Origin of the sequence: Sphingomonas kyeonggiensis, assembly GCF_014204495.1 — a bacterium.
Lineage (GTDB): Bacteria > Pseudomonadota > Alphaproteobacteria > Sphingomonadales > Sphingomonadaceae > Sphingomonas > Sphingomonas kyeonggiensis_A.
On sequence record NZ_JACHLN010000002.1, the window covers coordinates 920,663 to 937,658 of the forward strand.

General features: G+C 67.4%; 14 protein-coding genes and 1 tRNA gene. 10 read left to right on the forward strand and 5 right to left on the reverse strand.

The genetic code is table 11. The features are described from left to right. Window positions 1-13 precede the first annotated feature (13 nt). Window positions 14-760, reverse strand: coding sequence for a glucose 1-dehydrogenase (locus HNP52_RS11935; protein ID WP_184167184.1), 747 nt, complete (start codon window positions 758-760; stop codon window positions 14-16). Window positions 761-866: 106 nt separating this feature from the next. Here HNP52_RS11935 and HNP52_RS11940 point away from each other — a divergent pair, with 106 nt between their 5' ends. The 3 genes from HNP52_RS11940 to HNP52_RS11950 all read left to right on the forward strand — a co-directional run bounded on the left by HNP52_RS11940 (window position 867) and on the right by HNP52_RS11950 (window position 2,903). Then, window positions 867-1,214, forward strand: a complete 348-nt coding sequence (locus tag HNP52_RS11940; RefSeq protein WP_184167187.1) for a helix-turn-helix transcriptional regulator — start codon at window positions 867-869, stop codon at window positions 1,212-1,214. A gap of 34 nt (window positions 1,215-1,248) precedes the next feature. After that, entirely contained in the window at window positions 1,249-2,475 is a 1,227-nt protein-coding gene (tyrS, locus tag HNP52_RS11945) for a tyrosine--tRNA ligase (protein WP_184167190.1), read from the forward strand. A gap of 107 nt (window positions 2,476-2,582) precedes the next feature. Further along, entirely contained in the window at window positions 2,583-2,903 is a 321-nt protein-coding gene (locus HNP52_RS11950; protein WP_184167193.1) for a PilZ domain-containing protein, read from the forward strand. Window positions 2,904-2,952: 49 nt separating this feature from the next. Here HNP52_RS11950 and recG read toward each other — a convergent pair whose 3' ends face one another. After that, window positions 2,953-5,010 (reverse strand): ATP-dependent DNA helicase RecG, encoded by a 2,058-nt coding sequence (recG, locus tag HNP52_RS11955; protein ID WP_184167196.1) that lies wholly within the window; start codon window positions 5,008-5,010, stop codon window positions 2,953-2,955. Between the two features lie 300 nt (window positions 5,011-5,310). After that, entirely contained in the window at window positions 5,311-5,529 is a 219-nt protein-coding gene (locus HNP52_RS11960) for a hypothetical protein (RefSeq protein ID WP_184167199.1), read from the reverse strand. Between the two features lie 192 nt (window positions 5,530-5,721). Between HNP52_RS11960 and HNP52_RS11965 the strand changes: the two genes are divergently transcribed. The 4 genes from HNP52_RS11965 (at window position 5,722) to HNP52_RS11980 (ending at window position 11,912) form a co-directional block, all read left to right on the forward strand. Continuing rightward, window positions 5,722-5,988 carry a succinate dehydrogenase assembly factor 2 gene (locus HNP52_RS11965; RefSeq protein WP_184167202.1) on the forward strand — a complete coding sequence of 89 codons (267 nt, stop codon included), beginning with the start codon at window positions 5,722-5,724 and terminating at the stop codon, window positions 5,986-5,988. Window positions 5,989-6,085: 97 nt separating this feature from the next. Then, the gene (mfd, locus tag HNP52_RS11970) at window positions 6,086-9,541 is read left to right on the forward strand and encodes a transcription-repair coupling factor (RefSeq protein WP_184167205.1); all 3,456 of its coding nucleotides are present in this window, start codon (window positions 6,086-6,088) and stop codon (window positions 9,539-9,541) included. A gap of 93 nt (window positions 9,542-9,634) precedes the next feature. Continuing rightward, entirely contained in the window at window positions 9,635-11,140 is a 1,506-nt protein-coding gene (locus HNP52_RS11975) for a globin-coupled sensor protein (RefSeq protein ID WP_311768450.1), read from the forward strand. 400 nt (window positions 11,141-11,540) lie between these two features. Beyond that, complete coding sequence (locus tag HNP52_RS11980; RefSeq protein ID WP_184167208.1) at window positions 11,541-11,912, forward strand: hypothetical protein; 372 nt, start codon at window positions 11,541-11,543, stop codon at window positions 11,910-11,912. Window positions 11,913-12,543: 631 nt separating this feature from the next. Here HNP52_RS11980 and HNP52_RS11985 read toward each other — a convergent pair. Together HNP52_RS11985 and HNP52_RS11990 are read right to left on the reverse strand one after the other, a co-directional pair. Continuing rightward, window positions 12,544-12,930: a hypothetical protein gene (locus tag HNP52_RS11985; protein ID WP_184167211.1), complete on the reverse strand. Its 387-nt coding sequence runs from the start codon at window positions 12,928-12,930 to the stop codon at window positions 12,544-12,546. Next, window positions 12,927-14,909, reverse strand: coding sequence for a bifunctional diguanylate cyclase/phosphodiesterase (locus HNP52_RS11990; RefSeq protein ID WP_184167214.1), 1,983 nt, complete (start codon window positions 14,907-14,909; stop codon window positions 12,927-12,929). The genes HNP52_RS11985 and HNP52_RS11990 overlap by 4 nt, the downstream gene beginning before the upstream one ends. Window positions 14,910-14,968: 59 nt before the next feature. On the opposite strand from HNP52_RS11990, the gene moaA reads away from it, so the two are divergent. From moaA to HNP52_RS12005, 3 genes are all read left to right on the forward strand, one after another. Further along, window positions 14,969-15,967, forward strand: a complete 999-nt coding sequence (gene moaA / locus HNP52_RS11995; RefSeq protein ID WP_184167218.1) for a GTP 3',8-cyclase MoaA — start codon at window positions 14,969-14,971, stop codon at window positions 15,965-15,967. Continuing rightward, window positions 15,964-16,734 (forward strand): NAD kinase, encoded by a 771-nt coding sequence (locus tag HNP52_RS12000; protein WP_184167221.1) that lies wholly within the window; start codon window positions 15,964-15,966, stop codon window positions 16,732-16,734. Before moaA ends, HNP52_RS12000 begins: the two co-directional genes overlap by 4 nt. A 72-nt stretch (window positions 16,735-16,806) precedes the next feature. Continuing rightward, a tRNA-Asn gene (locus HNP52_RS12005) sits at window positions 16,807-16,881 on the forward strand. Window positions 16,882-16,996: the final 115 nt, after the last annotated feature.

Sequence of the window (16,996 nt, forward strand, 5' to 3'; positions counted from 1 at the left end):
TCCCGCGTTTCGCCTAGCGCAGGCCGCCGCTGGCGGTCAGCTTCTCGCCGGTCAGCCAGCGCGCATCGTCCGACGCAAGGAACACCGCGATCGAGGCGATGTCGTCCGGATAGCCGACCCGGCCGAGCGGGGTCTGGCCGATGATCGCGTCGAAGAATTCCGAGCCGACAAAGCCGGCGGCATGCGTGCCTTCGGTCTCGACCACGCCCGGATTGATCGCGTTGACGCGGATCTTGCGCGGGCCAAGCTCATTGGCGAGCACCCCGGTGATCGCGTCCACCGCGCCCTTGGTGCCGGTGTAGACCGCCGATTCGGCCGGGAAGAGGCTGGTGACCGCCGACGAGATGTTGATGACGCTGGCGCCCTCGCCGAGATGCTTGGCCGCCGCCTGGGTGGTGAGCAGCACGCCGAGCACGTTCACATCGAAGGTGCGGCGGTACAGCTCCTCGGTCGTCGCATCGAGCGAGGCGAATTCATAGACGCCCGAATTGTTGACCAGCACGTCGAGCCGGCCGAATTCCTTGATCGCGGCATCGACCAGCGCCTGCGCCTGGTCGGCCTTGGCGACATCGGCCTGCACGGCGATCGCCTTGCCGCCGGCATCGGTGATGTCCTTCACCACCGCATCCGCGCCGGCCTTGCTCGACGCATAATTGACCACCACCGCGGCGCCTTCCGCCGCCAGCGACTTGGCGATGCCGGCACCGATGCCCTTGGATGCCCCGGTAACGATCGCGACCTTGTCTGCGAGCTTCGACATGACTGAAAATTCTCCATGGGCCGGTCGCCGGTATGGCTGCCTTATTCCCATAGTTCAGGATTTCGGAACTGTTGAACCAAGCTTCAAGAGCCCCTAGATAAAATTCATGCGACCCCTGTTTCACCCTTCGATCGAAGACGTGTCGGTGGAGGCGATCCTCCACGCGCTGTCCGATCCCACGCGTGCGGCGATCTTTGCCGAAGTCGCCGGCCAGGGCTGCGTCCAGGGCTGCTCGACCTTCGCCCGGGTCGGCGATCGCGACATCCCCAAGTCCTCGCTGTCCCAGCATTTCAAGGTGCTGCGCGACGCCGGGCTGATCCATTCGGAGCGCCAGGGCGTCGAGATGCGCAACACCACGCGCTGCGGCGAAGTCGATGCCCGCTTCCCCGGCCTGCTCGCGGCGATCCTCAATGCCTATGCGGGCAACAAGGACTGCGATACGCCCAAGGCATGACAGGACCGTTCGGCTCGGCTATGCGGCGGCCACTATGACCGAATTCAAGTCCGATCTGCTCCGCCTGCTCTCCGAACGTGGCTATATCCACCAGGTCACCGACCCGGAGGCGCTCGACGCCCTTGCGACCAGGCAGATCGTTCCCGGCTATATCGGCTTCGACCCGACCGCGCCGTCGCTGCATGTCGGCAGCCTCGTCCAGATCATGCTGCTGCGCCGCCTCCAGCAGGCCGGGCACAAGCCGATCGTCCTGATGGGCGGCGGTACCGGCAAGATCGGTGACCCCTCGTTCAAGGACGAGGCCCGCAAGCTGATGACCGACGAGGTGATCCAGCAGAACGTCGCCTCGATCAAGACCGTGTTCGAGAAGTTCCTCACCTTCGGCGACGGCCCCACCGATGCGGTGATGGTCGACAATGCCGAGTGGCTCGACAAGCTCGAATACATCCCGTTCCTGCGCGACATCGGCCGGCATTTCTCGGTCAACCGCATGCTCAGCTTCGACTCGGTCAAGCTGCGCCTCGACCGCGAGCAGTCGCTGTCGTTCCTCGAGTTCAACTACATGATCCTCCAGGGCTATGACTTCCTGGAGCTGTCACGCCGCGCCGCGTGCCGCCTGCAGATGGGCGGGTCGGACCAGTGGGGCAACATCGTCAACGGCATCGAGCTTGCCCGCCGCGTCGACGGCACCGAGGTCTACGGTGTCACCACCCCGCTGATCACCACGGCGGACGGCGGCAAGATGGGCAAGACCATGTCGGGCGCCGTCTGGCTCAACGACGACCAGCTCTCGGCCTTCGATTACTGGCAGTTCTGGCGCAACACCGACGACCGCGATGTCGGCCGCTTCCTGCGCCTGTTCACCGACCTGCCGCTCGAAGAGATCGCCCGCCTCGAGGCACTCGAGGGCGCCGGGATCAACGAGGCCAAGAAGGTCCTCGCCAACGAAGCCACAGCGATGTGCCGCGGCCGCGCAGCCGCAAACGAAGCCGCCGAGACCGCCCGCAAGGTGTTCGAGGAAGGCTCGGCCGGCGGTTCGCTCCCGACCTTCGCGGTCGAGGGCGCCGGCATCAACGTGGTCGACGCCCTGATCGCGCTCGAGCTCTGCGCCTCCAAGGGCGAGGCCCGCCGCAAGATCGCCGAGGGCGCGATCCGCGTCGACGATCAGGTCGTAAGCGACCCGACCCATGACATTGCGGTGACGAACCAGGTCAAGCTCAGCTTCGGCAAGAAGAAGCACGGCCTGCTCGTACCTGCGTAACCTTCCGGATGCTCCGATAAGTCGGTGTTAAGCAGCTTCGTTGCAATGAGATTCACGCGGTAACGGTATCACCGCAACCGTACCTCAAGCGTTTTGTGAGGCGTTGCGTGAGTTTTGGATCGAACCTGGCTTATTCGGAGCCCCGGCGGGAAGGACGCGAAGACGTCTACTACCGCGCGCGTGCATTCGGTCCCGACGCGAAGCAGCTGAACTTCATCATCGTCAACATCTCGCCGCACGGCCTGATGGCGCGCTGCGAAGACGAGTTCCAGACCGGCGACCGCATCCGCGTGGTCCTGCCGCATGCAGGCACGGTGGTGGCGGAAGTCCGCTGGGCGCTGGGCGGCCGCATCGGCTGCCAGTTCGAGCGCGCGATCGACCTCGCCAGCTATTACGAGCTGATCTCGGTGATGGTGAAGGCGAAGTAGAAGAATAGTCGTCATCCCGGCGAAAGCCGGGATCTCATGCGATTGGCGCCTACCCCGCCCGCAACAGGCTCACCGCAGCATCCCGCTCGAACAGGTACAGCGCCACCCGCGCCGCCTGCCCGCGCGCAGATTGCAGCGACCGGTCCTGATCCTCCAGCAGCCGCGCATCGCCATTGGCCGCCGCGATCAAGGTCGCCAGGCTCTCCGGCGTCGCCAGCCGGAAAGTCTGCTCGCCCGATTGGCGCGTGCCCAGGATCTCGCCCGCGCCGCGCAGCTCCAGGTCACGCTCGGCGATCAGGAAGCCGTCGGTCGTGTCGCGCATCAGCGCCAACCGCGCGCGGGACGTCTCGCTAAGCTTGTCGCCGCGCAGCAGGATGCAGTGCGACTGCCCCCCGCCCCGCCCAACGCGCCCGCGCAGCTGGTGGAGCTGGGCAAGGCCGAACCGGTCCGCCGCCTCGATCACGATCAGCGTCGCATTGGGCACGTCCACGCCCACTTCGATCACCGTGGTCGCCACCAGCACGCCCAGCTCGCCGCTGGCAAAGCGCGCCATCACCGCGTCCTTCTCCGGCCCCTTCATCCGGCCATGGACCAGCCCCACCTTGGCGCCGAACTTCGCGGTCAGCGTCGCCGCACGATGCTCGGCCGCGGCGAGATCGGTCTTCTCGCTCTCCTCGACCAGCGGGCACACCCAATAGGCCTGTTTCCCCGCCTCCAGGTGGCGACCGAGCCCGGCCACGACCGCGTCCAATTTGTCCTCGGCGATCACCGTGGTCTGGATCGGCTGGCGGCCCGGCGGCATCTCGTCGAGCCGGCTCACATCCATCTCGCCATGCGAAGCGAGCTGCAGGGTACGCGGGATCGGCGTCGCGGTCATCACCAGCAGATGCGGCGGCACCTGCGCCTTGGCCTGGAGCATCAGCCGCTCGGCCACGCCGAAGCGATGCTGCTCATCGACGACCACCAGCCCCAGGTCGCGATAGGTCACGCCTTGCTGGAAGATCGCATGGGTGCCGACCAGGATGTCGATCTCGCCGGCGGCGAGCCCCATCAGCGTCGCCTCGCGCGCCTTGCCCTTGTCGCGTCCGGTCAGGATCGCGATCCGCACATCGAGCCCGGCAAGCATCCGCGACAGATTCTCGTAATGCTGCCGCGCCAGGATCTCGGTCGGCGCCAGCATCGCGCCCTGCGCCCCCGCCTCGGCGGCGATCAGCAGCGCCATCGTCGCGACCAGCGTCTTGCCCGCGCCGACATCGCCCTGGAGCAGGCGAAGCATCGGCTGGCTCTGCGCCATGTCGCCCTCGATCTCGCGGATCGTCCGCGATTGGGCGCCGGTCGGCGTGTACGGCAGCTGGAGCCTGTCGCGCAGCCGCCCGTCCCCCTGCAGCGAGCGCCCGCGCTTGGCTCGTGCCTCGCCGCGCACCAGCATCAATGCGAGCTGGTTGGCGAACACCTCGTCATAGGCGAGCCGCTCGCGCGCCTTGGCGTCGGCCGGATCGGCATGGATGCGGGTCAGCGCTTCCTTCCAGCCCGGCCATTGGTGCCGCTCCTTCAGGCTCGGCTCGATCCATTCGGTCAGGTCGGGCGCGCGCTCGATCGCCTGGGCGGCCATCGCCGCGATACGCTTCGAGGTGATGCCTTCCGAACAGGGATAGACCGCCTCGCGCCCGCCGCCCTCGGCCTCTTCGGGCACGACGACCTCGGGGTGCACGATCTGCAATTCCTGGCCATATTGGTCGAGCCGGCCGGACACCCAGCGCTTCTCGTTGAGCGGCAGCAGCTTCTTCGCCCAGCCCGAATTGCCGCCGAAAAAGACCAGGCTGACGAAATTGCCATGCGTGTCGACCGCCTGCACCCGGGCGGGCGAGCGCGGGCTGCTGCCGAAGCGATAATTGGCTGCGGTCAGCTCGATCGCGATGATCCGGCCGACATCGGACGCCATCAGCTCGTCGCGCGGGATGCGGTCGATGAAACCTGTCGGCAGATGGAAGGCGACATCGACCACCCGCGCCAGCCCAAGCCGCTCCAGCGGCTTGGCGAGCGCGGCGCCAATGCCCTTCAGCGCCGTGACTTCGGCGAAAAGCGGATTGAGAATGTCGGGCCGCATTGGCCCCGACCTAATCGCTGCAACGGCGCGCCGCTAGGGGGCGATATGAGCCAGCCGGACATTCGGGATGCAAAGCCCGAACCTGGGTCGGGAACGCATGTTCTTATCGTCATCCCCGCGAAGGCGGGGATCCATTCTGGCTGCCCGAAGTCAGTCCCATTGCCCGCAGCGGCAATGGATCCCCGCCTTCGCGGGGATGACGGGAGTAATTCCGAAGACTCGTGCAGGCTCTATGGCCAGCCTTAAATCCAGAGCTGATCCCCGGCCTTCGCGGGCAACCGAAATGGAAAATCTAGCGCCTCAGGCCGCGTTGCGCGCCGGCGCGATCGCCTGGCCGGCCGCCTCGATCGCGGCATGGACTTCGTTGACGGTCGAGCCGACCACCACTTCATGCGCGCCGTCGAACGAGAGCACGCCCACATCGTCGCCCGCCATGTTGATCGTCGCCACGGTACGAACCTCGGCGATGTTCACGAGGATCGGATCGCCATTGATCGACTTCAGCATCACGAAACGCATTTGGAACTACCCCTACCCAATGTATCCCCCATCATAGGAAGATCGCCGGCCAATCGGGCTGCAATCGCCCGATAATGGCGCGATTAAGTTGTGGACTGGCGTTTCGCCCCCCACCGACCTATCTGCACATCCCTGTTCCCCTCGCCGACTGCGCCGTTTCGCGCTGCCGGCCATTTGCCGTTGAGGACCCGCATGGACCGCGAAATCCGTCTCAAGCGCCTGCACTTCCGCGCATGGCACCGCGGCGTGAAGGAAGCCGACCTGCTGATCGGCGGCTTTTTCGACAAGCATGGCGCCAGCTGGAGCGATGCCGAGATGGACCTGTTCGAGGAACTGCTCGAGGAGCAGGACGTCGACATCATGGCCTGGGCAATGGGTGTTGAGCCCGCGCCCGAACGCTTTGCCGGCACGTTGATGACCGCGCTCAAGGAACTGAACTACGTGCCGATCAGCGAGTAGCCGTCATCCCGGCGGAAGCCGGGATCTCGTGCGGCTCCTTCCCCGTGCCTTCGCCTGAGATCCCGGCTTCCGCCGGGATGACGAACCAAGAGCCAAGATGCCCGACCTCAAGACCATCCTCTCCGCGCAAAAGCCCCTCACCCTCTCGGGCGCCCCCGCCGGCTTCCTTCCCTGGATGCTGGCCGATCTGGCGCGCACCGGGCGGATGGCCGTGTTCGTTGCGCCCGACGAATCCGCGATGCGCGCCGTGGCCGGCACCGCGCCCTATTTCGCGCCCGAGCTTGAGGTCCTGAGCTTCCCCGCCTGGGATTGTCTTCCCTATGACCGCGCCAGCCCCACGCTGCGCGTCATGGCCGAGCGGCTCGCCACGCTCCACGCGCTCCAGGGCAAGAGCGACAAGCCGCGCCTGCTCGTCACCACCGTCAACGCCGTCACCCAGCGCACGCTCACGCCCTTCCGCATCCGCCAGCTCGTCGCCCGCCTCGCCCCAGGCGAGCGCATCGGCTTGGACAAGCTCGCGGTGCTGCTCCAGGCGAACGGCTATGTCCGCGTCGACACGGTGAACGATAGCGGCGAGTTCGCGGTGCGCGGCGGCCTCGTCGATCTGTTCCCCTCGGGCGCCGAACAGGCCCTGCGCCTCGATTTCTTCGGTGACGAGATCGAATCCGTCCGCACCTTCGATCCGTCGGACCAGCGCACCACCGGCCGAGTCGATGGCTTCACCCTGCTCCCAGCTTCCGAAGCCCTGCTCGACGAGGAATCGGTCAAGCGCTTCCGCACCCGCTATCGCGAGAAGTTCGGCGCCACCGCGACCGGCGATCCGCTCTACCAGGCGATCAGCGACGGCCGCCGCCTCGCCGGCATGGAACATTGGCTGCCGCTGTTCGAGGAGCGGCTGGAGACGCTGTTCGAGCATCTCCCCGATGATGCGATCCTGATCCGCGACGCGGGCGATGCCGGCGCCGCCGAGGCGCGCTTCGAAGCGATCGCCGATTACCAGTCGAACCGCGTCCGCGCCCAGTCGGCCGATCCGGGCAGCTATCGCCCGCTTGCCGCCGATGCGCTCTACCTGGTCGCCAGCGAGTGGGAAAAGCGGCTGGCAGACTGGCCGGCACATGTTGCGACGCCGTTCCACGAGCCCGAAAGCGCGACCGTCCTCGATTTCAACGTCGACGGCCCGCGCGACTTCGCGCCCGAGCGCGCCGCCGGCACCAATGTCTATGAGGCGGTGGTCGAGCACATCGCCAAGCTGCGCAAATCGGGCAGAAAGCCGATCCTCGCCAGCTATTCGGGCGGTGCCCGCGAGCGCCTGACCGGGCTGCTCGCCGATCACGGGCTCAAGACCGCGCGCAAGGCGGACAGCTGGCACGAGGCGATGGGCATCGCCGACAGCGCCGTCGCGATGATCGTGCTGCCGCTCGATCACGGCTTCGCCGCGCCCGACGTGTCGGTGCTGACCGAGCAGGACATGCTCGGCGACCGCCTCGTCCGCCGCGCGAAGCGCCGCAAGTCGACCGACGCGTTCCTCAACGAGCTGGCGACGCTCTCGCCTGGCGATCTCGTCGTGCACGTCGATCACGGCATCGGCCGCTATGAGGGGCTGACCCAGATCCCGGTGCAGAAGGCACCGCACGATTGCGTCGCGCTCACCTATGCCGGCGGCGACAAGCTCTATGTGCCGGTCGAGAATCTCGAGGTCCTGAGCCGCTACGGCGCGGGCGAAGAGGGCGCTACGCTCGACAAGCTCGGCGGCGAGGCGTGGCAGCGGCGCAAGAGCCGGATGAAGGAGCGGATCCGCGAGATCGCGGGCGAGCTCATCGCCACCGCGGCCAAGCGCGCCACCCGCCCCGCCGAAGTCGCCGAGCCCGATGCCGGCGGCTACCCCGCATTCGTCGATCGCTTCCCGTACGAGGAGACCGACGACCAGGACCGCGCGATCGGTGACGTGCTCGAGGATCTCGCGGCCGGCCGCCCGATGGACCGCCTGATCGTCGGCGATGTCGGCTTCGGCAAGACCGAAGTCGCGCTGCGTGCCGCCTTTGTCGCGGCGATGGCCGGGATGCAGGTCGCGGTGGTCTGCCCGACCACGTTGCTCGCCCGCCAGCACTTCAACAACTTCACCCAGCGCTTCGAGGGCTTCCCGATCAAGGTCGGCCGCCTCTCGCGCCTGGTCGGCACCACCGAGACCAAGGCGACCAAGGACGGCGCGGCGGACGGCACGATCGACATCGTCGTCGGCACCCATGCGGTGCTCGCCAAGAATGTCGAGTTCAAGCGCCTCGGCCTGGTCATCGTCGATGAGGAGCAGCGCTTCGGCGTCACCCACAAGGAGCGCCTCAAGGCGATGAAGGCGGACGTCCATGTCCTCACCCTCACCGCCACCCCGATCCCCCGCACGCTGCAGATGGCGATGTCCGGCCTGCGCGAGCTTTCGGTGATCCAGACCCCGCCGGTCGATCGCCTCGCGGTGCGAACCTATGTCATGCCCTGGGACCCCGTCGTCCTGCGCGAAGCCTTGCTCCGTGAACATTATCGCGGCGGCCAGGCCTATTTCGTCACCCCGCGCATCTCGGACCTGCCCGAGATCGAGGAGTTCCTCCGCAACGACGTCCCCGAGATCTCCTACGTCGTCGCGCACGGCCAGATGACGCCGACCGAGGTCGAGGAGCGCATGTCCGCCTTCTACGACCGCAAGTACGACCTGCTCGTCTCCACGACGATCATCGAGTCCGGCATCGACATCCCCTCGGCCAACACGTTGATCATCAACCGCGCCGACAAGTTCGGCCTCGCCCAGCTCTACCAGCTGCGCGGCCGCGTCGGGCGCTCCAAGACGCGTGCCTATGCGTACATGACCACCCCCGCCCAGCGGCTGATGACCGAGGCGGCGGAGAAGCGGCTCAAGGTGCTCTCCGACCTGGAGAGCCTGGGCGCCGGCTTCCAGCTCGCCAGCCACGATCTCGACATCCGCGGCGCCGGCAACCTGCTCGGCGACGAACAGTCCGGCCATATCAAGGAAGTCGGCTACGAGCTCTACCAGTCGATGCTCGAGGAGGCGATCATGGACGCCAAGGCCGGCGGCCTGCGCGACGAGCGCCCGCGCGACCTGTCGCCCCAGATCACCGTCGACGCGCCGATCATGATCCCCGAGGACTATGTCCCCGACCTCGACCTGCGCATGGGCCTCTACCGCCGCCTCAACGACGTCGAGGACCGCGGCGGCATCGAGGCCTTCGCCGCCGAGCTGATCGACCGTTTCGGCAAGCTGCCCGAGGCGACCGAGAATTTGATCACCCTGATCGAGACCAAGCTCAACGCCAAGAAGGCCTGCATCGCCAAGATCGATGTCGGTCCCAAGGGCGCGCTGGTCAGCTTCCACGACGACAAGTTCCCGAACGTCGAGGGCCTGCTCGCCTATGTCGACAAGCTGGAAGGCACCGCCAAGCTGCGCCCGGACATGAAGCTGGTCATCACCCGCGCCTGGGCCACGCCCCAGGCCCGACTCAACGGCGCGCTCCAGCTTTCGCGCGGGCTTGCCAAGGCTGCCGGCTAAATTTTTGATCCGGATCAATATCCTGCGCGCGGCGGCACCGCCCTTGGGTTCGCTCTCCTAGAATAGGGGGGCATCCCAAGGAGAATCCCCCAAGTGACCGATCATCTCTCGTCCCGTCTCGCGTACATGGAGATGGGACCCGCGCAGCGTGCCACGCTTTCCGCCAACAGCACGCTGATCCGCTCGGTGATCGGCAAGGCCCTTGATCGTTTCTACACCCGCGTCCGCGCCACGCCGGAGACCGCCCGCTTCTTCTCGAACGCCGATCACATGCGCGGCGCCCAGTCGGCCCAGGAAAAGCACTGGGGCCGGATCATGGACGGCAATTTCGACGAGCAATATTATCAGAGCGTCCGCCGCATCGGCGCCACCCATTCGCGCATCGGGCTCGAGCCGCGCTGGTATGTCGGCGGCTATGCGCTGGTGCTGGAGCACCTGATCGAAGCCACGATGGCGCGCACCCCGCTGTGGCGCCGCCTGGTGGGCGCCTTCCGCCCCCGCGCCGCCGCCGCCCTGCCCGCCGCGCTCAGCAAGGCCGCGCTGCTCGACATGGAGCTCTCCATCTCGATCTATCTCGAGGAGGAGCAGGTCGCCCGCGAAAAGGCCGTGCAGGCGCTCGACGAGGCGCTGGCCGCGCTCGCCGATGGCGACCTCACCCGCCAGCTCGCCAACATGCCCGCCACCTATGCCTCGCTCGAGCGCAGCTACAACCACACGCTCGCCAAGATGCAGGACATGATCCGCGCGGTCACCGCCGGCTCGCAGCGGATCAACGGCACGATCCACGAGATCGCCCAGGCATCGGACGATCTCGCCCGCCGCACCCAGGCCAATGCCGCCAGCCTCGAGGAGACCAACGCCGCCGTCTCGCAGATGGACAGCCGCTCGAGCAACACCGCCCGCGCCGCCCAGTCGACCGTCGCCCGCGCCGACCAGGCGATCGCCACTGTCGATGACGGCCGCAGCGTCGCCCATCAGGCGGTCGAGGCGATGAACCGCGTGTCGGAAAGCGCCAAGGGCATCGACACGGTGATCGAGGGTCTCGACAAGATCGCCTTCCAGACCCGCGTCCTCGCGATGAACGCCGCCGTCGAAGCCGGCCGCGCCGGCGAGGCGGGTCGCGGCTTCGCCGTGGTCGCCGACCTGGTCAGCGCGCTCGCCATGCGCGCCGAGGAAGAGGCCGGCCGCGCCCGCGACCAGCTCACCACCACCCAGGCCGAAGTGGTCACCGCCGTCGATGCCGTGATGAAGGTCGATGGCGCGCTCGCCAACATCTCGAGCGATGTCGGCGAAGTCCACGCCCTGCTCGGCACCATGGCGCAGGACAACAAGGCGCAGGCCGTCGCGATCGGCGAAGTCAGCACCGCGATCGGTGCGATGGACCGCGGCACCCAGCAGAACGCCGCGATGGTCGAGGAAACCTCCGCCGCCACCCGCACGCTCGAACAGGAAGCCGAAACCCTGGCCGAGCTCACCAGCGCCTTCCGCACGGATGCCGCCGCCGCTCCCGCACGCGCGAACGGTCGCCACCCGATCGTCAGCGGCGTGGTGCGCAACCTGCCGGCGGCGGCGGTCTCCGCCCTGCGCGCCCCGAACTGAGACAGGGCAGATCGACCTGTATTTTTGCGTAATTGCGCATGCTGCAACTGCGTTCAGGATGCAGGGTGAGATTCTGTCGCTCGGCGAAAGGCCAGACCTCGGGGGAGGTTCGGTCTTGGCGTGGCTTCTTTGTTTTGAAGCCGACCCGTTTTGGCAGGTCTCGTGTTGAACCGATAATCATAAGGCTGCGTATCTGGCCGTGACGGATGTGATTGAATCAGGCGCGCCCCTGAACGGGGCCGCTCGCGAGGAGCTTGGCTTGAGGGAGCCGGATGGTTTCGAGCAACGTCGACTGCTGACCGAAGCGATGGCCCGGCTGTCGCATGCAAGCTCCATTGACGAGCTGGTCACTGTGCTGAGGGATTGCGCGCGCACCATTGCGCGATGCGACGGGGTCACCGTGATCCGTCGCACCGGCAGTCGCGTGGCCTATATCGCCGAAGACGCGATGTCCCCGCTCTGGGCGGGCTCGGATTTCCCGATCGAGAATTGCATCTCGGGCCTGGCCATCCTCGAGGCGCGCCCGATCCACATTCCCGACATATATGAGGATGATCGGGTGCCGGTGGACGCCTATCGCCCCACCTTCGTGCGCAGCATGTCGATGTATCCGATCGGGCTGATGGGCCCCAGCATGGCGATGGGCGCCTATTGGAAGGACGCCGGCGCCGCCGATCCGGCGACCAACGCCCTGCTCGCCAGCCTGGCACGCTATGCCGGCGTCACCCTCAACCGCGTAACCGAAGGCCGCGGCGCCGACCCGGAGGGGTGACAATCTTCCAAATCCTCTCCCGGAGGGAGAGGGGGACCGCCGCCGAAGGCGGTGGTGGAGAGGGAACGCCACAGGCGATATCGCTTGTGGCAAGCCCCCTCCACCACGCCGCTTCGCGACGCGGTCCCCCTCCCCCTCCCCCTCCGGGGGAGGATTGAATGGACCTAGCGCCCCCAACCAGTTCCCCGGCGAAGGCCGGGGCCCAGGCTCGGCGCAGCATCGATGGCGCGGGAACCTCTCGAAGGACGTGGCAACTGGACCCCGACCTTCGCCGGGAACCACCAGACTCGCGGCGCGCGCCCTCCCCATCACCACGTCATCCCCGCGCAGGCGGGGATCCAGGGTAGTTCGGGGTGATCGACGCAATCGAACCTGTGCTTTCCGGAAATGGCAACGCGGACAACAGGCCCTCGGTAAACTGGCCCTGGATCCCCGCCTGCGCGGGGATGACGATATGGGGCCGTTCAGCCGCCACTGAAATTGTCCCTGACACCCACCCCAACCAGTTCCCCGGCGAAGGCCGGGGCCCAGTCTCGGCGCAGCATCGATGGCGCGGGAACCTCTCGAAAGACGTGGCAACTGGGCCCCGGCCTTCGCCGGGGAACAGCAGGGATGCTTAGCCCAACCGCCCCTACCGGACCTCCAGCACTTCCTCTTCCTCGGCCTCCAGCTCCTCGACCGAGAATTTCTCCCGCTCCATGCTGAATCCGCCGGTGGTGCCTTCGTCGAGCCGCCAGCGCCCATTCGCCTCGGTGCCCTGGCCGTCGATCTGGCCCTCGTAGAACACCGCATGGTGCCACCGGCCGCGATATTGCTTCACGAACTGGATCAGCCCGCTGCTCCGCCGCCCGGCAACCGATGCGTTGCGGATGCCGCCCTGCCCGTCCGGCTCGCTGATCGATCCGGAGAACAACCCGCCCGCTTCCTCGAGCACGGCGATGAAGCCATTGTCCTGGTCGCCTCCGGTGCTGGCATAGCGGCCATACCAGACGCCGCTCATCTCGCGCGGATCGCTCATGCCCGGCTCACCAGCTGCGCCAGCGCCGGCACGTCCACCGGACCGGCACACAGATAGCCCTGGAAATACTGGCAGCCTTCCTTGGCGAGCAGGTCGAGCTGCTCGGCCGTCTCCACGCCCTCGGCGACCACCGACAGCCCCAGCGAGCGCGCCATGTCGATCACCCCGCGCACGACCACCCGGTCACGCGCCGATCCCGTGATGTCCTGGCTCAGCTTGCGGTCGATCTTCAGATAGTCGAGCGGCAGCGCCTTGAGATAGGCCAGGCTCGAATAGCCCGTGCCGAAATCGTCGATCGCCACCCGGCATCCCGCCGCGCGCAGCATGGTGAGCAGCCGCGCCGCCTCGCCCAGGTCCGACATGATGCCGCTCTCAGTGATCTCCACCGTCAGCCGGTTGCGCGGGAAGTTGCTCGCATCGATCCGCCCGAGCAGCGCGTCGAGGAACCCCGATCGCGCGACATCCCCGGCAGTGACGTTGATCGACAGCCGCAACTTGCTCAGCGACATCGGCCAGTTGGCCGCCGCCGCCAGCGCCCGGCGCTGGACATGGTCCGACAAGGTCGCGTCGAGCCCGGCACGCTCGGCAGTCGCGAACAGGGTCTCCGCGCCAAGCTCGCCGAATTCCGGGTGGTTCCAGCGCGCCAGCGCCTCCACGCCGATGATCTGCCCGGTCGCGATCGCCACCTGGGGCTGGAACAGCACGCCGATCTCGCTGCGCTCCAGTGCCCGGTGCAGGCTGTCGACCAGCACATCGACCGGCGGCGCGCCCTTTTCCAGCGGCACGTCGCCGAGCAGCGCCTCGCTCGCCCGGCGCAGCATCGCGGCGGCGGTGTCCCCCGCCTGGCTCGCCCCGGTCACCAGCCGCGCGCCCAGCGGGGCGATGTCGCCGCCCGCGACGAAGGGCCGGGCCAGCGCATCCTCCAGCCGCGCAGCAGCGGTGCCGATCCGCGCGGCATCCGCATCGTCGCTGGCGACCAGGAATTCCGAACCGCCGATCCGCGCGACGATCGCGCCCTTGCCCAGCGCCTCGCGCGCCACTTCGCCCACGCGGCGCGAGACGCTGCGCAGCAGCTCGTCGCCCACGGTGCGGCCATAGGCGGTGTTGACCGTCTCGAACCGCGTCAGCCCGATCAGCACGATGCCCACCTTGCCGCCCTCGGCCAGCCGGCGGTCGATCCAGCGGCGGGCGCTGGGCCCGTCGCGTGCGCCGGTCAGCGCGTCGCGCACCGCCGCATTGGCGTCGGGCGCCACGCCCAGCGCCTCGACCAGCGCGTGCAGCCGGTTGGTCTGCGCATCATATTGCAGGTGCTGCACCACCCGCCCGACACCGGCCAGGTCATGCGCGAACGCGGTGGACGGGGTCTCGGCATTGAGGCGGCGCAGCGCGCTGCGTGCCAGCACCCGGTCGGCAAGGTCGAGCTTGGCGAAGAAGCTGCGGGTGCCCGGTGCCTCGGGCAGGCCGAGCAGGCTCGCCAGCGCCGGCGTCACCTGGAGCGAGCGCATGCCCGGATCGAAGCGCCAGCCGAGCGGCTCGGCGGGCCCCTTTTCCTGGCCATGCCAGCCCGAGAGCCGCTCGACATGGCGCTGGGCGAAGCGGATCGCATGCGCCATCGCCGCCGAGGACATCGGGCTCGACAGGAAATGCGTCGCGCCGGCGTCGAAGAAATAGCGCATGTGCACCGTGTCGCTCTGCGACACGAGGATCAGCATCGCCGCGCCATGCGCCTCGATCGTCGGGCCCAGGACCTTCGCGGCATCCAGTCCCTCGGAAAGCGCGCCGCGCGCGTCGATCACCGCGACGGCAGCGCCGCTGCCCAGGAAGCGGCGCTCCAGCGCGTCCGATCGCCGGGCCGCTACGACCCGCCAGCCGCCTCCCGCCGCTGCCGCCGCGACTTCGTCGCGCTGGCGGAAGCTGAGGACGAACACCGGTGCAGCGTCTGCATTGGCGCCTTCGATGACTGTGAAATCTTCAGACATTCCGCCCTCGATAACGCGAACGCTTGCCCACCGCTATCTTCATGCTTACCTGCCTTTACATGGCAGCCGCGTCCGCCTTGATCGATGCCCATGGCCGCGCGATCCAGTATTTGCGGATTTCGGTGACGGATCGCTGCGATCTGCGTTGCCGCTACTGCATGTCGGAGGACATGCGCTTCCTGCCCCGAAATGAATTGCTGAGCCTCGATGAGCTGGCGCTGATCGCCGATCGCTTCATTGCCCGCGGCGTGCGCAAAATCCGGCTGACCGGCGGCGAGCCGCTGGTGCGCAGCGACACGATCGAGCTGGTCCGTCGCGTCGGGCGGCATCTCGGCCAGGGGCTGGACGAAGTCACGTTGACGACGAACGGCACGCGGCTGGCGGAGCATGCCGTGGCGCTGCGCGATGCCGGGGTGCGCCGGGTCAATGTGAGTCTCGACAGCCGGGATCCCGAGGTTTTCCGCCATGTCACCCGGCATGGGGACGTGGCGAAGGTATTGGCGGGCATTGCCGCGGCGCAGGATGCCGGGCTTGCGGTCAAGCTCAACATGGTCGCGCTCAAGGGGCTGAACGAGGGCGAGGTCGCGCCGATGCTCGCCTGGGCGGTCGAGCGCGGCATGGACCTCACCCTGATCGAGACGATGCCGCTCGGCCAGATCGACGAGGATCGGGTGGATCGCTTCCTGCCGCTGAGCGGGGTGCTCGCCGATCTGCGCGATCGCTTCGATCTCGTGCCCGATACGCATCGCACCGGCGGCCCCGCGCGCTATTGGCGCGTCGCGGGCTCGGATACGCGGCTGGGCCTGATTACCCCGCTCACCGCCAATTTCTGCGACGGCTGCAACCGCGTCCGCCTCGCCACCGACGGAAAGCTCTATATGTGCCTGGGCCACGATGAAGGCGTGGATTTGAAAGCCGCCCTCCGCAGTTCCGAATCCCTCGCCCTGGACGCGGCGATAGATGATTCGCTTCGCCGAAAGCCTGCCCGCCATGATTTCCGCATCGCAGCCGGGGCTGCTCCGGCCACGCGTCGCCACATGAGTGTCACCGGCGGATGAGCCAGTTGCGCGCGCTTTTCGCTTCCCCCACCGAACCCGCCCAGCTCGCCGCAGACGAGTTGCGCGAGGCCTATGAATGGGTGCCGCTGGACCAGGCCGAATCGATCGTCGCCCTGGGCGGCGACGGCTTCATGCTCCAGACCCTCCACACGCTGCTGGAGGGCCGCCGCAACCTGCCGGTGTTCGGCATGAACCTCGGCACGGTCGGCTTCCTGATGAACGACTGGCGCCGCGAGGGGCTGGACGAGCGGCTGGCCCGGGCCAAGCCGTTCAAGGTCAGCCCGCTCAAGATGCACGCGGTCAACACCACGGGTGAGCGATTCGAGCTGCCGGCTATCAACGAAGTCTCGTTCCTGCGCGAGACGCGCCAGACCGCGAAGCTCGAGGTGACGGTCAACGATCGCGTCGTGCTGCCCGAGCTGGTGTGCGACGGCATGCTGATCGCCACGCCCGCGGGCTCGACCGCGTACAACCTCTCCGTCCAGGGGCCGATCCTGCCGCTGGGCTCGGGCATGCTGGCGATGACGCCGATCAGCCCCTTCCGTCCCCGGCGCTGGCGCGGGGCCATCCTGCCCGACAAGGCGCGAATCACGATTCGCGTGCTGGAGGCCGACAAGCGCCCGGTCAGCGCGGTCGCGGACCAGCGCGAAGTGCGCGATGTGGCGCGGGTGGACATCGAGATCGACCATCACCGCGACCTCACCCTGCTCTTCGATCCCGAGCATGCGCTCGATGATCGCATTACGATGGAACAATTCGTCGCCTGACCCCTTGCAATCCTCGAAAACCCGCTGCATAGGGCCGCCTCCGCTGCGGTTCACCGCGCGGAAAGATGGTGATCCCTGATAGCTCAGCGGTAGAGCTCTCGACTGTTAATCGAGCGGCCGTAGGTTCGAATCCTACTCAGGGAGCCACCACAAACTCTTCAAAAACAAAGAAATTTGAACCGCAGCGCAATCGCGCATGCGGCGTTTCGCGTATCCGCACGCCCGAGATCGTTTCCCGACTCCAACGAAAAAGCCCCGCCCG

Excerpts from the sequence above, each read along its gene's own strand:
- HNP52_RS11935 (WP_184167184.1), bottom strand. The coding sequence starts at position 760 with ATGTCGAAGCTCGCAGACAAGGTCGCGATCGTTACCGGGGCATCCAAG.
- HNP52_RS11940 (WP_184167187.1), top strand. The coding sequence starts at position 867 with ATGCGACCCCTGTTTCACCCTTCGATCGAAGACGTGTCGGTGGAGGCG.
- tyrS (WP_184167190.1), top strand. The coding sequence starts at position 1,249 with ATGACCGAATTCAAGTCCGATCTGCTCCGCCTGCTCTCCGAACGTGGC.
- recG (WP_184167196.1), bottom strand. The coding sequence starts at position 5,010 with ATGCGGCCCGACATTCTCAATCCGCTTTTCGCCGAAGTCACGGCGCTG.
- HNP52_RS11960 (WP_184167199.1), bottom strand. The coding sequence starts at position 5,529 with ATGCGTTTCGTGATGCTGAAGTCGATCAATGGCGATCCGATCCTCGTG.
- HNP52_RS11965 (WP_184167202.1), top strand. The coding sequence starts at position 5,722 with ATGGACCGCGAAATCCGTCTCAAGCGCCTGCACTTCCGCGCATGGCAC.
- mfd (WP_184167205.1), top strand. The coding sequence starts at position 6,086 with ATGCCCGACCTCAAGACCATCCTCTCCGCGCAAAAGCCCCTCACCCTC.
- HNP52_RS11985 (WP_184167211.1), bottom strand. The coding sequence starts at position 12,930 with ATGAGCGATCCGCGCGAGATGAGCGGCGTCTGGTATGGCCGCTATGCC.
- HNP52_RS11990 (WP_184167214.1), bottom strand. The coding sequence starts at position 14,909 with ATGTCTGAAGATTTCACAGTCATCGAAGGCGCCAATGCAGACGCTGCA.
- moaA (WP_184167218.1), top strand. The coding sequence starts at position 14,969 with ATGGCAGCCGCGTCCGCCTTGATCGATGCCCATGGCCGCGCGATCCAG.
- HNP52_RS12000 (WP_184167221.1), top strand. The coding sequence starts at position 15,964 with ATGAGCCAGTTGCGCGCGCTTTTCGCTTCCCCCACCGAACCCGCCCAG.